At 46.2% G+C, this 15,200-nt stretch carries 18 protein-coding genes; 5 read left to right on the top strand and 13 right to left on the bottom strand.

Annotated features, from left to right (window positions below; translation table 11 throughout):
* Positions 1–116 precede the first annotated feature (116 nt).
* From E4665_RS01820 to E4665_RS01805, 4 genes are read right to left on the bottom strand one after another with little or no spacing between them, the layout of a single operon-like run.
* Positions 117–1,643, bottom strand: a complete 1,527-nt coding sequence (locus E4665_RS01820; RefSeq protein WP_135347085.1) for an MDR family MFS transporter — start codon at positions 1,641–1,643, stop codon at positions 117–119.
* A 10-nt stretch (positions 1,644–1,653) separates the two neighbouring features.
* Positions 1,654–2,379, bottom strand: a complete 726-nt coding sequence (locus E4665_RS01815) for a polymer-forming cytoskeletal protein (protein WP_135347084.1) — start codon at positions 2,377–2,379, stop codon at positions 1,654–1,656.
* 11 nt (positions 2,380–2,390) lie between these two features.
* On the bottom strand, positions 2,391–3,131 hold the full coding sequence (locus E4665_RS01810) for a hypothetical protein (RefSeq protein WP_135347083.1): 741 nt from the start codon (positions 3,129–3,131) through the stop codon (positions 2,391–2,393).
* Complete coding sequence (locus E4665_RS01805; RefSeq protein WP_277752198.1) at positions 3,124–3,780, bottom strand: DUF4004 family protein; 657 nt, start codon at positions 3,778–3,780, stop codon at positions 3,124–3,126. Before E4665_RS01805 ends, E4665_RS01810 begins: the two co-directional genes overlap by 8 nt.
* Before the next feature lie 209 nt (positions 3,781–3,989).
* On the opposite strand from E4665_RS01805, the gene E4665_RS01800 reads away from it, so the two are divergent.
* Positions 3,990–4,754 (top strand): hypothetical protein, encoded by a 765-nt coding sequence (locus E4665_RS01800; protein WP_135347081.1) that lies wholly within the window; start codon positions 3,990–3,992, stop codon positions 4,752–4,754.
* A 2-nt stretch (positions 4,755–4,756) separates the two neighbouring features.
* Positions 4,757–5,206 (top strand): hypothetical protein, encoded by a 450-nt coding sequence (locus E4665_RS01795; protein WP_135347080.1) that lies wholly within the window; start codon positions 4,757–4,759, stop codon positions 5,204–5,206.
* Here the strand turns inward: E4665_RS01795 and E4665_RS01790 are convergent.
* From E4665_RS01790 to E4665_RS01770, 5 genes are all read right to left on the bottom strand, one after another.
* A complete protein-coding gene (locus tag E4665_RS01790; RefSeq protein ID WP_135347079.1) occupies positions 5,193–5,651 on the bottom strand; it encodes a Fur family transcriptional regulator in 459 nt (152 codons plus the stop codon). The two genes, E4665_RS01795 and E4665_RS01790, sit on opposite strands and share 14 nt — an antisense overlap.
* A 167-nt stretch (positions 5,652–5,818) precedes the next feature.
* Positions 5,819–6,064, bottom strand: coding sequence for a hypothetical protein (locus E4665_RS01785; RefSeq protein WP_135347078.1), 246 nt, complete (start codon positions 6,062–6,064; stop codon positions 5,819–5,821).
* Between the two features lie 88 nt (positions 6,065–6,152).
* On the bottom strand, positions 6,153–6,482 hold the full coding sequence (locus tag E4665_RS01780; RefSeq protein ID WP_135347077.1) for an ArsR/SmtB family transcription factor: 330 nt from the start codon (positions 6,480–6,482) through the stop codon (positions 6,153–6,155).
* 85 nt (positions 6,483–6,567) lie between these two features.
* Positions 6,568–8,136, bottom strand: a complete 1,569-nt coding sequence (locus E4665_RS01775; protein WP_135347076.1) for an ABC-F family ATP-binding cassette domain-containing protein — start codon at positions 8,134–8,136, stop codon at positions 6,568–6,570.
* A 318-nt stretch (positions 8,137–8,454) separates the two neighbouring features.
* The gene (locus E4665_RS01770; RefSeq protein WP_135347075.1) at positions 8,455–8,943 is read right to left on the bottom strand and encodes a GNAT family N-acetyltransferase; all 489 of its coding nucleotides are present in this window, start codon (positions 8,941–8,943) and stop codon (positions 8,455–8,457) included.
* A 145-nt stretch (positions 8,944–9,088) separates the two neighbouring features.
* Here E4665_RS01770 and E4665_RS18770 point away from each other — a divergent pair, with 145 nt between their 5' ends.
* Positions 9,089–9,451 carry an LSm family protein gene (locus E4665_RS18770; protein ID WP_135347074.1) on the top strand — a complete coding sequence of 121 codons (363 nt, stop codon included), beginning with the start codon at positions 9,089–9,091 and terminating at the stop codon, positions 9,449–9,451.
* A gap of 301 nt (positions 9,452–9,752) precedes the next feature.
* Here E4665_RS18770 and E4665_RS01760 read toward each other — a convergent pair whose 3' ends face one another.
* From E4665_RS01760 to E4665_RS01745, 4 genes are all read right to left on the bottom strand, one after another.
* On the bottom strand, positions 9,753–11,204 hold the full coding sequence (locus tag E4665_RS01760) for an NADP-dependent glyceraldehyde-3-phosphate dehydrogenase (protein WP_135347073.1): 1,452 nt from the start codon (positions 11,202–11,204) through the stop codon (positions 9,753–9,755).
* A 439-nt stretch (positions 11,205–11,643) separates the two neighbouring features.
* Positions 11,644–11,865, bottom strand: coding sequence for a hypothetical protein (locus E4665_RS01755; RefSeq protein ID WP_135347072.1), 222 nt, complete (start codon positions 11,863–11,865; stop codon positions 11,644–11,646).
* A gap of 84 nt (positions 11,866–11,949) precedes the next feature.
* Positions 11,950–12,435 carry a dihydrofolate reductase gene (locus E4665_RS01750; protein ID WP_135347071.1) on the bottom strand — a complete coding sequence of 162 codons (486 nt, stop codon included), beginning with the start codon at positions 12,433–12,435 and terminating at the stop codon, positions 11,950–11,952.
* The gene (locus E4665_RS01745) at positions 12,432–13,226 is read right to left on the bottom strand and encodes a thymidylate synthase (RefSeq protein WP_135347070.1); all 795 of its coding nucleotides are present in this window, start codon (positions 13,224–13,226) and stop codon (positions 12,432–12,434) included. Before E4665_RS01745 ends, E4665_RS01750 begins: the two co-directional genes overlap by 4 nt.
* Before the next feature lie 144 nt (positions 13,227–13,370).
* On the opposite strand from E4665_RS01745, the gene E4665_RS01740 reads away from it, so the two are divergent.
* Positions 13,371–14,354, top strand: coding sequence for a hypothetical protein (locus tag E4665_RS01740; RefSeq protein WP_135347069.1), 984 nt, complete (start codon positions 13,371–13,373; stop codon positions 14,352–14,354).
* On the top strand, positions 14,351–15,151 hold the full coding sequence (locus E4665_RS01735) for a protein-glutamine gamma-glutamyltransferase (protein ID WP_135347068.1): 801 nt from the start codon (positions 14,351–14,353) through the stop codon (positions 15,149–15,151). Before E4665_RS01740 ends, E4665_RS01735 begins: the two co-directional genes overlap by 4 nt.
* Positions 15,152–15,200: the final 49 nt, after the last annotated feature.

The raw sequence follows: 15,200 nt of genomic DNA, 5'->3' as shown, positions 1-15,200 counted from the left end.
CGCTTTCCGAAAGAGGAAAACGGCTCTGGATCGTTATCAATAGTGGCACTTAATATTCATTTAACACTAATTAGATTATATCAGAAACAGATGCTTCGTTGTGTATCAGATTTTTATCAGTTATTAATATTTCTGTTAATAGCAAGCTTATCGCCCGGCATTAACAAAATAAGCAGTATGGCAAACGTCGCCGGAATCAGCGCCCACAAGAACGTTTGCGTGATGGATGAGGCCAGCAAATCCTTTAACTGAGTTAGAATATTTCCAGGCATATGTGCCCTTGCTTCCGGTGACAGCAGCGCACGGGGATTGCTCATGTGACTTAAAAATTCATTTTTGCCATGCCCCGCAAATGCGTCCCTCAGCTTTGATGAAAGAATATGGCTCTGGATTGTGCCGAATATCGTAATGCCGACAGTCATCCCAAATTCCCTGACAAAGGCGAGTGTCGCATTTGCTGCTCCAAATTGAGAGGGTTTAAAGCCATGGATCGCCGCCATGCCAAGTACGGCAAAAGAAGCACCGACTCCGTATCCGATAATCACCATGTAAATCAGAATGACCCAGAACGATGTGCCACTGGACATCGTTCCCGCCAGACTCAGCCCGATTAACAGGATCAAACCATGTAGCAGCATGATGTTCCGATAACTGACGTGTTGGGCCATAATGCCTCCTACGACACTGGCCGCCGTCACACCGACCATCATCGGCAGCAGCATAAGGCCGGCATTTGTCGCGCTCCCACCAAAGACACCCTGAATATAGATGGGAAGCATCACAATTGCCACCACAAATGGAACACCGAAAATAACAGCTACCAGATTGCTGGAAGCAAATAACCTGCTGTGAAACATTTTAAATGAGATAATCGGTTCTGCCGCCTTTGTTTCTGCGAACAGAAAAAGAATAAAGAAGACGGCAAAGGAAGCAAATAATCCAATAATCACCGGTGAAGCCCAGTCATATTTATTCCCGCCCAGTTCAACGGCAAACATTAGGCTGACAGTCGCAGCAACAAGCGTCCCTGCCCCTCCCCAGTCGATCGCTTCCCTGGAGTGTGTCCTCGATTCTTTGTAAAAAACACTGATCAGCGAGACTGCGATCAGCCCAAGCGGCACATTAATATAAAACACCCAGTGCCAATTCAGATGATCGGTGATGAATGCGCCTAGCAGTGGGCCAAGCACACTGGACAAACCGAAAACGGCTCCGAACATACCGCTCATCTTGCCGCGCTGATTTAAGGGTACCAGGTCAAAAATAATAGCGAAAGCGATAGGCATCAGTGATCCACCGCCAATACCCTGCAGCGCGCGATAGATGCTTAGCTGTACCATTGATCCGGCTGTGCCGCACAGGATGGATCCGAACAGGAACATGCTCAGTCCAAAAATGAAAAATCGTTTCCGACCATACATGTCGGACAATTTACCGAAGATCGGCATTCCCGCCATCTCAGCAACCAGATAGGCGGAGGTCACCCAAACAAACTGATCAAGTCCTCCAAGATCCGACACAATAGTACCCATCGCGGTCGAAACAATGGTCTGATCCATCGATGAGATAAAAATGCCAAGCATTAATGCCGCCATCACCCATGTACTGGCTTTTTTTTGAACATCATCTCTCGTTTGCTCCATATTAGCCCCCCTATTCCCTGACTGCCGATTTTACTTTAGCGTTGTCTGCCTGCCGATAATCATTTTTATAAGCTGCTTTTTCAATATCGCATCCTTCACCGATCACAAGGCTATTCCCTCTGACAACTCGGGCAACTGTATCTTCCAGATATATCTCATCGCCCTCAATGCTGTCAACTGTTAAGCCTGTTTTCCTGATTCCCCTGATCAGAAAACTAAGAAACCCTGCGAAGGGTCTGCGCCTGACTTCAAGTGTACTGCAGCCAATCTCCCTGATTCTGGACAAGTTGCCATTGATTTTCAAATCGATGCGATCTGCGCTGCATAGGCCGTCTACCAGGATCCGTCCTTCGGCAATCAGCTCTTCAGCCTCTATTTCGCCGTTGGCCGTCAGAATGCCATATGATTTGATCGTTTCACCATGAACTGTTCCGGTGATTTTTGCTGTCCCGTTGATCTGAAGATCTTCAGCCGTCACATTGCCTTCAATTCTGGAGTTTCCGTTAATTGTGATCTTCCGTGCAGTCACATTTCCTTCCACCACACCTGATCCGCTGACAATCAGTTCAACCACTTTCGAATTGCCCAGTATTTTGCCTGAACCGTTGATTTCTAGACGTTGGCACTGGAGATCTCCCTGAACGTTGCCGCTGCCGTTAATAATGACATTGCGATAATCTCCTCCGGGGGCGGTACCCGATCCGGATATTGTCAGATCCCTGACCTGATCATCCATAATCAAATTCCTCACTTTTCCGTTTCTTTTTTCTCTTCCAGAATTTTGACAGCTTCTCCAACCTCAGTATGTCTCTCTGATGTATATGTTTCTGTGTACTCAATCCGGTCAATTTTGCATCCTGTACCAATGGCAACACGGGCGCCCCGGACAACTCTTGCCGTTGTGTATTCGAGATCAATGTCATCACCTTCAATCAAATCAGCCTGAAAGTTAACGACAGGCGCATGATTGAAAATAGATCTTTTTTTCTTGACGCTAATACTTCCGGTCCCGATCTCACGCACATAATTATCCGCGTCAAATTTCAGTACAATCTCAATAGTTCCACAGTTCAACAGTCCATCAACAAAAATTCCGCCCTTCATATCGAGTTTCTCAAGAGATACATTTCCTCTTGAATGTAACATACCGCGGACAAGCATTTCTTCGCCTGACAGTGTTTTCTCACAGTTTAGTTCACCATAAATGCCAGCTTTGCGAACAGAACATTGTTCCTTTACACTTGTCTGTCCGATCAGACGCATCTCGTCAGCGTTCAGCTCGCCATGTACAGTCACCTCACCCATATTACGGAAATAGCCGCAGGTCATGCCGCCGTTCACCGTACAATTACCCATAACTTTGCAAGACCGTACCTCCAGATCTCCATTGACCTGGCATTCTCCCATGACGCGCATCTTGTCAAACTTTCCGCCGGCTGTAGAGCTTTCACCCATAATTGTCAGATTTCTGTTCCTATCATCAACCATTTGTTTTTCCCTCCCCGTTGCCTTCTTCAAAAGATCGTCCGTTCACTATTGCCGTCAGCCTTTCAGCGTAAGGTTGCAGCTGCAGCTGCGCAACTGTGTGTGTCTCTTCATCAAAATAAACTTCCGAATCTTCCAATACAATGAAAAAAAATGGGACTCCCATCTTCCGGATAAAATACAAGCAACTGTTTTTTTCAAAGTTGTTCAGCCCATGTGTTTCGAGAACCTGGAGCAAACCTTCTCCTTCACTGACATTCATTTTTCCGGTTCTGAGCAATTGATCCAACAGGAAAAGCGAGAGCAATTGCGGAAAATGAAACATTCTTTCCATATGGCCATGCTTAAGGAACAGATCAAGCGAAGCCCTTGAGGCAATAGAGCGTTCAAGTACCTCTTCAGCAGACATGGTCATATTTTTCACCGTCAGCGGCGAAAACCGGCTGGCCAGTTCGTCAAGCGAAAGAGAATCTTTTAATTCAGTGATCTGGGCGATACGATTCATTATTTTTTCTTTCGGGAAAAAAGTCTCCTGACCTGTATATGTCGCCTTGCGAATAAACCACGATTCCGGAATCAGCTTTTTTCGTTTCCAGCGATACAGCTGTCCATATGAAATACCCGTTTTCTCCAGCAGGTCCTTCTTGGTAATCAGTTCGTTCTCTATAGTGACTGCCTCCTTCCGTAGTTACCTATATGTCTCTTCGGCCAATATAACATAACATTGTTACACTGTAAAGGTACATCTTTTTCTTTATTCACTTTTGATGGCTGATGCATGAAATGATCATTCAGCGACAAACTATATCTTAGAAAACCTCTATGCAGGAGCGCACTATCTTGAGTCAGGGGGCAGGGTGTATGGAGCGGCGAAATCAGGCCGTATTAAGTTGCTTTGGAACATCGCAAATCACGTACCGGCGGCCGACAACTGTCGCCTGGTGGTCCGCCGCATTTCCTGGATTCGGACACATGCTGCTAAATATGCATCTCAAGGGAAACATTCTGTTCCTCTTTGAGATCGTCATTAATGTCAATTCTCAACTTAACCTGGCTACGGTATATACATTCTCGGGGCAATTTGAAATGGCGCGGAACGTGCTGAATACCCGCTGGATCATCATTTACATTCCTTTTTACATATTTTGCATCTGGGACAGCTATCGCTCCACTATCGACGTTAATAAACTTTTTCTACTCACTGAACCTCTGCCCGTTCACATGCCTGTTTATGTAATGAAAAATTTTGAACTGTGTTATCTTGATAAACGCATTCCTTACGCAGCTTCCATCTGGTCACTCTTTTTGCCTGGTCTCGGGCAGCTTTATAATCGACGGACACTGACAGCATTCTCTCTTCTTGTCTGGACACTGGTGATCACTTTTTACTCACGCGATCTTGAAAGCCTGCAGCTGCTTTTTGAAGGAGATTTTATTCACTCAACAGAAAAAGTCGATATGGAGTGGCTGCTTTTTATACCTTCTCTCGCCCTTGGTGCCGCATTCGACGCTTATGTGACCACGATTGAATACAACAGACTTTTTGAAAGGGAACAGAGAGACTTTATTCATGAAAAGTGGCAATCTAATGATTTTAAACCATCTTTTTTAAAAAACGGGGAATGACATTGATTGAAATACTGAGCATTTTCGAACAATCCCTATCCGTAGAACTTGTTCTCACATCACTGAAGAGTATAGGCCTGGACCAGAAAAGTATGATGGCAGTACCCCTGAAACAGCCACCGAGGCGAAAAAAAAAGGCCTCGGTACCTGTCAGTTATGACGGGTACAGTCGGATTGATCTGGGATTTATCCTTGCGACCGCGTTTGGAGTCATCGGAGCAAGTGTAGGATTCCGTCTTTACTGGGGCCCTATCATCTGGGGAATAGCGGCCAGTATTGTCGGATTTCTGATTGGTTTTGCCATCGAATCTTTTGTCATTAAAAATAAAAAAAAACAAATTTCAGCACCAAAAATAATAATTATTATTCGGTGCCGAAATGATATGCAGTATAACGTAGAACAAATATTATGGGAAAATCAGTCACTCGGACTGGCCGTTATCGAGTGTTGACAAGATCAGGCTCTGCCTTATCAGAATCGCTCATTTCCTTCTGACATTGCCTGCAATAGCCATATACTTCAAACTTATGACCGGTTACCTTGAATTCGGGATCCAGACGGGACAAATCCTGCATCGGGCAGGCTTCAATCGTTTTCGTTTTCCCACATCGCAGACAGATCAGATGGTGATGATGGTGTTCCGTACAGTGGAACTGAAAGATTTTTTCTCCTTCAAGCTCCGTTTCTTCAAGAATCATTAATTCTTTAAAAAGAGAAAGGTTCCGGTAAATGGTGTCAAAGCTGATACCGGGGTAAGAATCCTTCAGTGCGGTTTGGATTTCTTTAGCTGAGAGATAGCCGCCTTTGTTCTCAAAAAGTTCCAGGATATCTTCTCTTTTATCAGTATGTTTAAACCCCTTAGTTTTCAGCATCATTAATGCTTCGCTCTTGTTCATTGAGTAAGCCCCTCTTTCAAATCGAACGCTCTGACGGTGGTCATCTGTTCTTATTAACAGCATAACAACTTTTACAGAGAAAAAACAGGAAAAAGTGTGATCCATTAAAAAAGGAGCTCCTCCATCAGGAGAAACCCCTTTTTCCCTAAAAAATAACAATGGTTCAATTACCAAAAAAATCCAATTGCCAGAATTGTCGCTATGGATGCCAGTGCAATCGGGAATCCCCAACCCCAGCCCCACAAGAAGAGCCCAGGACTGTCCAATCCAGGATCTCCGGACATCTGAAGATAGGCATTGCGCCCATCAACATGTGTCAGGACACCGCGATGCACCGAGCCGTCATGACAACGGATCTCGACAGACTGATTCAACAGATTTCTGCACTGCTCATGTATCGCCTCACAGGCCAAGTCAAAAACCTCCTCACTGATCATGTCCTTCACAATTTATGCGAAACATGTGATCCGTGAAGCGGCAACTGTCCAACCTTAGTTAAAACTAATCTCGGTTTTCATCCGCAAGCCCATGCTGCGCATGGACAATTGTCTGTGCGACCAGATTCATAACGTGCTCATCTTCCTCGGAATAAAAGACCGTTTTACCGCTCCGTCGTGACTTGACCAGACGCAGTTTTTTTAAAAAACTTAACTGATGTGAAACAGCGGATTGCTGCAGATTCAGATGATTGGCGATCTCAGTGACCGAACACTCCTGTTGTGACAGTAGATAAAGAATCCGAATACGCGATGGATCCGATACAGCTTTAAAAATCTGTGAAACAGTAGAAAGCGTGTCCGGATCAAGACTCGTTGCTTGTTTTTCCGCCATCTGATCAACCACCCTTTGTCCCTTACATCTCTGATTACCGTAGCAAAAGTGCGTTCAGACTGTCAACCCGCTTGCACCACATTCATTACTTGTTCTGGAATCCGGCGGTCTGCTCTTTTCTGGACCAATCTTCAATGTCCCACACTTTGGTCACCCAGCGCTCGTAGAAACTGCTTTCATGGCTGACGACAAGAACGGTGCCGTTATACTTTTCCAGTGCTTCACTCAACACCTCTTTAGCTTCGACATCAAGATGGTTCGTCGGTTCATCAAAAATCAGGACATTGCTTTTCTGCAGCATCAACCGGCCGATCCGCACTTTTGTTTCTTCACCGCCGCTCAGTGTGCTCATCGGCTGACGCATATGTTCAGCAAAGACACCACACTGAGCCAGATGCTGACGAAGCACTTTTTCCTCAAGCTTTGGAAACTGATCCTTCATCCATTCGAGCGGTGTTTGCTCTGGCGGAGCCGACAGCTGGGCGAAGTACCCGGGCATTACGCGGTCTCCAGTCATCACTTTCCCTGATAATACCGGAATCAGACCCAGCAATGTTTTCAGAAAAGTTGTTTTCCCGATTCCGTTATGGCCGACAAGTGCCACCTTGTCGCCGCGCATGATTCTCAAATCAATCGACGGAAGCAGTGGTTGATCGTAGCCGACTTGCACTTGTTCCGCCGAGAAAATAACCCGTACCGGCTCTTTGTCAACTTTAAAATGGAATTTAGGTTTCTGAACCGTCGCAGGTGGATCAATCCGCTCAATTTTGCTTAGAGTTTTCTCACGGCTCTTGGCCTGTCTGGCAGTCGCTGTCCTCACTTTATTCTTCTGAATATATGTTTCAAGCTTCTTTATTTCCCTCTGCTGCTGGCGGAAGGCGATTTCCTGCTGCTCGGCCCGTGCTTCATGTTGTTTGAGAAAAGACTGATAGTTGCCGACATAACGGACCAGCTCATGGTTCTCAAGGTGGTAGACAAATTCTGAAATTCGGTTTAGAAACGCCGTGTCGTGGGAAACAACAATAAAAGCGTGACGATAGCTTCTCAGATAATCCGTCAGCCATTCGATGTGCGCTACATCCAGATAGTTGGTTGGTTCATCAAGAAGCAGCATTTCAGGAGCCTGAAGCAGAAGTTTCGCCAAACACAGTTTGGTCAGCTGACCGCCACTCATCCGGTCGACTGTCGTCTCCATACCAATCGCTGAAAGCCCGAGCCCGTCAGCCATTTCGCTAATCCGGGCATCGATCGTATAGAAATCATTCGTCATTAGAAAATCCTGCAACTGGCCATATTCTTCAATACACGCTTCATCAACCGACGGATCCTGCATCTTTTCCGTCAAGTCATTCATTCTTTTTTCCGCATTCAGAAGAGGCTGAAAAGCACTCTTCATAAAAGTATAAATGCTGTGCTCATTCCCAAAATGCAGGTGCTGCTCAATCACCCCAACGTGCAGGTTGCGCTTTTTTTCGATTGATCCGCCGTCCGGAAGAAGCTGGCCCGTGAGCAGTTTTAGAAAAGTCGACTTGCCCGCGCCGTTTTTTCCAACAAGCGCAATGTGTTCACCTTCCATCAGGCGGAAATTCATTTCTTTATAGATCAGTTTGTCGCCATATGAAAAAGACATATTTTTAGCTTCAATTAACAGCATGTTTCTTTTCCCCTTTCATGCCAGCCATTGAGCCGGTAACTATAGAAAGGACAGTATCCGAATCCATCCACAACAAAAAGGGACAGAGTCAAGATGCTCCATCCCTTGTTTGATCCGCATGGCAAGCCGCGATTCAAGCAGAAGACATCCTTTATCCGTTACCGTACCCGATTGGCTGAATGTTCTTTGATAAAAAGGCAGACTTCACCCCCATCAAGCCAATCTGAGTTCGAGAACAACGGATAAAAACATAGATCCTTCCACTCCCCTTTCGAAATTTAATTTCATTTTACGCTATTCCGGCGCTTATATCAAATCTTATTGATCATGCAAAAGATAATCCAATTCAATCTCATGCTCAACAGGAATCCCATCCTCGCTTTTCAGCGGAATGGACGGCTTTTCCTGTCGGGCTCGGTTTACCGCACCCAGTCGCAGAGCCGTCAACGTGAAGCCTCTTTTCTGGTAAAAACCAAGTGCGTGCAGATTATCATTGGTGGTTGTCAGAAACAGACGTTCCACTCCCTTTTTTTCCACAAGATGAATCACCTCAGAAACCAATGACGAACCGATTCCCTGATTTTCTTTGAAACTGTCCAAAGACATAATTTCGAATGAACAACCGTCCTCGCGATAAGTGATCAAGCCTACCGTTTTACCTTTTTCCATAGCCACAAAGCCGGGCAATTGGGTTAGATCAAACTTCTGATCGTGTACGACCATAATCCGGTCTCCCCAGCGTTCTTTTACTAATTCACTGACTAAATGTTTGTTGCAACTTTCAATTGGATGAATGGATAAGCTCAATTTTCAACACCTGCCAACGATTACTTTCTGGTTGTTCGAAGATATTAATTACTTTTATAATTAGGCAGGCGCCCGCCCTCTTTCCATCCCTGTGCATACATTAAACATAGGCATCTGAGGATATTGCTGAGGAGGTTGTGCCTGCATGGTGAGTATAGACTACTATCAATCGCTCATTCATCATCCGGTTGAAATAAAATGCACTGACGGATCTGTTTTAATTGGAATTATTGAGTCTGTCGATCAGGAAAATGTATACATTCAGCCACTGGAACAAAACGGAATGCAAAGAGACGATACGGACAGCAGATTTTTCCCAGGATTCGGACTGCCGGCTTTTTTCGGAGGTTTCGCCGGAGGTCTGCTGGGGGTTGGGCTGGGGTCGATTATTGGTGTCAGGCCATATGGTCCGTACGGTCCTTATGGACCCTATGGCCCGTACGGTCCTTATGGACCCGGGTCAATTCCGCCATACGGTCCGATCTATGGACCGGGTCCATTTTATTAATCAGGGCACAGGGGAAATCCATTCCCCTTTCTATTTAATTTTGGACAGGCTCCGGTCAGAATCGTCTATTTGGTTTCTCTTTTCTTCAACAGTTCAGATCATCTGAACCTGTCCCTGAAATGAAACGTTAATACTAATAAGATTCATTTACGGCAATACGTTTAATTTTTTATCGCTCCTTTGTGCAGCTTTCTGCAAATTAACTCCTTAGCAAACGATATTACGTTGTTCTGCAATGTAATTGCTTACATTTATTTGTAAACAAAAAGAGGGATTCGGCACCCCCCTTCTTGTTTATTTCTTATTTTAAGTTCATTACCGTGACTTTCTGGCGGGACATTGAAATCAGACTGTTGTGAATGCCCTGTACGCCCATGCCAGATGCCTTGACACCCAAGAATGGGAAGTGGTCCGGCCCACGCTCCGTGCGCCCATTAATTTGGACGGTACCGGCTTCAACCTGTCTTGCAACGTCAAGAGCACGGTCGATATCCTGAGTGAAGACACTGGCTTGAAGGCCAAACTCGGATTTATTGGCAAGTGCGATCGCTTCATCATCCGACTGAACGTGAATTACAGGGAGCACAGGACCGAACGGTTCGATCCAGGCCACTTTCATCTCTTCAGTCACATTGTCAAGCAGCGTTGGATAAAGCAAATTATCCTCACGCTTATTACCCGTTACAAGCGTCGCATTTTTGTCCAGAGCGTCGTCAATCAGACCCTGAACAAAATCAGCTGCTTTATCATCAATCAGTGGAACAATTGTACTGTCATCTTCGGGAGAACCGACCGTTAGCTTTTCCACCTCGGCCTTCAGTCTTGACACCAACTCATCCGCAACCTTCTCATTGACCAGGACACGTTTGATCGCTGTGCAACGCTGGCCTGAATAGGAGAAGGCGCCGTTCATGATACTTTTGACTGCAACATCAAGATCCGCATCCTCGCAAACGATCGCCGGATCCTTACCGCCCAGTTCGAGCACAAGCGGAATCATAGCCGATTGTTGGGACAGATGTCGGCCTGTGCTTGAACCGCCTGTAAAACTGATCATATTGATACCTTTATGTTCAACCAAATAATCGCCGATCACTGATCCGCGTCCGGTTGTCAGACTGATTATACCCTTTGGAAGACCGGTCCGGCTTAGCGCTTCAACCATTTTGATGCCGCTGATTGAACCCTGTGTGGCCGGCTTGAAAATCACGCCGTTTCCTGCCATCAGAGCCGGAGCAATTTTGGAAGCGGAAAGGTTTACCGGATAGTTGAACGGTGCAATAGCCAGGACAACACCCAGCGGAACGCGTTCAACAATTCCAAGTTTCTTCTGTGATCCCCCGGGGAAGCCATCGCCTCTCAGGCTCTCACCATGAAGATGCAATGCTTCCTGCACAGTGTACCGGATCAGATCCGCAGTCCGGACAACTTCCTTTCTGGCATCGTTATAGCCTTTGCCGACTTCCTGCATAATCGCAGTAGCAATTTCCTTATCATTTTTTTCCAGTTCGTCCGCCCATCGTTCAAGATAGGCACCTCGTTCACTGAGGGACAGAAGAGCCCAGCTTTTCTGAGCTTCATGAGCCGCCTGGATTGCCTGATCCACTTCGTCCTGTGTCACGGCCTGTACATAACCGATCGTTTCACGGAGATATGGAGACTTAATAGCAATGGTCTCGCCGGACGAACTCTTTTTCCATTCGCCGGCCAGAAATGCATTGTAGGTGGTCAATTCTGAAACATTAGAAGCCATACCTATTCATTTCTCCTTTATTTGCCAATACACTATTACTTATTGACAATTATTTTCCTTCTTGCGAATCTGCAGAGCAAAATGTTTTTTCTGGATCCATATATGAATCATGGCACGGATAGTGACATTTTTCCAGTATTCTGCTCACACAGCAAATAAAAATCATCCTAAAAAAAGTTTCAGCACAATTAATTTTAACTGTTTAATTATATTTTTTAAAGGAAAATCACAATTTTGTCAAGAAATATAATTCCAAAGTGATTTGCATCAAAAGGATATTGTTTTTTGATGCTCATTGTTCCCGTGCAAAATTTGACGTAGAAACGCTAAAGTAAATTTCCACTGTTTAAAATGAATAGCTTGTCCCAAATCACTTTAAACTAGCGGACACCATCCTGCCGTGTTTCGAGATAAAGCGGCTCCGGATATCCGGAACCGCTTACCTGAATTCTGATCCTTCCCGCACTTGAAAATGGCTGACGAGCGGTGCCGCAAAAATAGCTGCCAAAGCTATTGGAAGCCAAGCGACCAACAAAAGAGCAAATGCGGCGACGTGCTTTTTTTCCCACATGCACCAAAAAGGTAGAAGACCCAGCATCGATCCCATAAGCAATCCGACTGAAAAGTAGCAAATCAGCAGCTGCAGATAGCTTGCGATCATTTTTATCAGCTCCGTCACTCTTTTTAACAGCTTATGCGGTGCAAGATAAAAGGTGAGCGGAAGACAATCAGGATCCGGCAAAGCTCAATCGCGTTCGTAAATGAGAAATGAATGTGGAAAAATATTCTTTTTATCAAGCAGGCCCAGTGTACTGGAAACAAGATGCCACTCTCTGTCCTCAAAGGATTCAAAGTAGGTGTCTCCCTCAAATTCGGCATCAATTTTTGTGATGTAAAGCCTGTCGGCATAAGTAATCAGGGCACTGAAAACATGTGCTCCGCCGATGACGAAGCACTCTTTTCCGTAAGTTAGCCCGCTGCTCAGCAGTTCCTCGACGGAATGGCAGACGGAAACACCCTCAGGAGCGAAATCCGGATTTCTGGTCAGCACAATGTTGTGCCTCCCTGAAAGCGGTTTGCCCATAGAATCAAAAGTTTTTCTGCCCATAATCACAGAATGGCCCACGGTCTTTTTTTTAAAATAATGAAGATCATCGGGCAGATGCCATGGAAGGCTGTTATCCCGGCCGATCAGAGCATTCTGATCCATAGCGAGCATGAAGGAAATCATACCGACACCTCACCTTTGATGTGGGGATATGGATTGTACCCTTCAATCCTGAAATCATCATAGTCAAAATCAAAAATCGATGGCACGTCACGCATTATTTTCAGTTGGGGAAGCGGGCGTGGTGCTCGCTTAAGCTGTTCCTTCACCTGATCGATGTGATTCAGATAGATATGCGCGTCACCCAGCGTATGTATGAATTCCCCGCATTCGAGACCCGTCACATGAGCGACCATACACGTCAGAAGCGCGTACGAAGCGATATTGAACGGGACACCGAGAAAAATATCAGCGCTGCGCTGGTAAAGCTGACAGCTCAGTTTCCCGTCGTTCACATAAAACTGGAACAGACAGTGGCAAGGCGGCAGGGCCATTTCCGAAATCTCAGCAGGATTCCAGGCAGTGACGATCAGCCTGCGGGAATTCGGGTTGCTTTTGATCTGATCGATCAGCTGAGCAATTTGGTCAATGGTTTCTCCGGCATTTCCAGGCCACGACCGCCACTGGCTCCCGTAGACCGGACCCAGATCGCCGTTTTCATCCGCCCACTCATTCCAGATGCGCACGCCGTGATCCTGTAGATACTTTACATTGGTGTCGCCTTTCAGAAACCAGAGCAGCTCGTAAATAATTGATTTATAGTGCAGCTTTTTCGTGGTCATCAGCGGAAAACCATCCTGAAGGTTAAAACGCATCTGATAACCGAAAAGGCTGATCGTTCCGGTTCCGGTCCGGTCGGATTTTCTGTGACCTTCTTCAAGCACCTTGCGGCACAGATCCAGATATTGTTTCATGACCCAGTCCACCCTTCGTTTCTCTCTGGGATCTAGTTTATCATAACTTTTCCAAGCCGGAAATGCTCATTTCTTCTCCCGTTCATATTCAGGTTCCGGAGCGAATAAGGATATGACGAGGCTCTGTTAATGGGAGGAATCGTCATGGAAGCCGATGAAAATCAGAAAAATCCCCTGAACCAATTGCGCCGCACTCAGCCGGATCAGCTTGAAAATGCATGGTCTGAATGGCGCCGGACAGACCAGCGGCACGCCTTTGAACTGATCAATGATCCACAGCTTGAATTCCCCGTCCTTTTTATGCTGAAAGATCAGCTTCAGGAGCGGGACTCGGATCTCGAACTGCGTCCAAGGATCGCACTCTCGCAGATTCAGAACGTGCTGCACGGCGCGGATCTCGGGATCAGTGAAGGCGCCCCTTTTCCCGATCAGCATGATCTTGTTGTCGGCTCACTGCTGTGGATACTCGATACCGGATGGAAAAACATTATATCAACGGATTATACCCAGGTCATTGACCAGACCGCCATACATGTCCTTCATACTTATCATCAGGATTGGATTAAGGGGATGACCAATCTCATTTTCTACCGCTATAAAAATAAAAGCCAGCGCCACTATCTGATCAGTGCGCTCCTTGACACCGCCAATCCCATTTCACTTATCTATCAGGCAAACTTTCTGCTTTCCGATCAAAGTGTGGAAAGCGATTATGCTCGGCGTATGCTTGGCTTTATCCCCGAAGTGCGCCATACACCCGATAACGAAACGGCCTTTCTGTCTTTCGAGTCGTGGTATGAAGAAAATGAACACTACCTGGTCTATACGGGAGAAACCAATGACGCGGTGCCGGGTGGCCGTCCATACCGGATTCACTATAGTGCAAAATATTTAGGAAAAGCGGTTAATGCCAAGAGCGGCGAACCCATACAGGAGATGCTGCCGGGTGAGAAGCAAAACTATACTGATTTTCTCAAACTCCCGGCCCGGGTACAGGTGAGCCTTTCATCCGGTTCCGCCCGTATGAGGAAACAACAGCCGAAAAGCTGGCGCGCCTGGATCAACCAGCCAATTCAGAGACAACTTGTTTCCCTCAGCATGCCATATGCCGGAGGTGAGAATCCATGATTATCGCATCCGGCCAAACCTTGACTGCAGATATGTACGGAGGGTTCACAGGATCCGGGCGATATGCGCCGGCCATATTTCGCAGGATGGCCGATTCGCAGGAACTATTTGCCTATCCATCACGTGCTGAACTAACTTTTGAAATCAAAATGAGGAACGAGACAATCGAAGCTTCTCACGCTCTGCTTTCCAGTGGGGTCGCATTCGCAACCTTTTATTATTCAGCCTGCAATGATCGATTCTGGTCCCTTACCGGGGACGGCGGTTTTGAACTCCGGCCGGGGTCTCCCGCGTCTGAAGCAATACGCGACATTTTCAACAACGGGGAATCGTACGCTTTTGAATGTGCCACCGCAATGATGATCGTGTTTTACAAAGCGTTGATCGAGACGATTTCTGAAGATCGCTTCAATGAAATTTTTCAGCACCTTTTCCTTTGGGACTGGCAAAATCACCCTTTTTTTCCATTAAAAAACGCTTATCGCGTTGGACAGGGGATACCGGGCGACGTCCGCTATTTTAAAAATCCGGAGGTCAGTCCGCAGACGCCGCAATGGCAGGGTGAAAATGCAGTAGATTTATCGGATCATCTTTATTATGGTCATGGTATCGGTATCCTGTCACCTGATCAGATCATTACTGAGCTGAATAAATACCGGAGAAGAGGCGCAGAAATTTCCGCTTTCCTGATGAGTAATGCGACCCGCCCGGATTACCTGTCGCTGTCATCTTTGGCAAACGGATCGCAAACAGAGGGCATCCGTGTTGCCGCAGGCACCTCATTTTATACCTTCTGAGTGTTCGGATGAAGTAGGGCTCTTTTTTGGGAAAAAGGCGAACAGCATG

The sequence above is a fragment of the Sporolactobacillus shoreae genome (assembly GCF_004684935.1).
In the GTDB taxonomy this organism is placed as follows: domain Bacteria; phylum Bacillota; class Bacilli; order Bacillales; family Sporolactobacillaceae; genus Sporolactobacillus; species Sporolactobacillus shoreae.
Note: the sequence above shows the minus strand (reverse complement) of the source record. Positions and strands in the feature narration are given on the sequence as shown.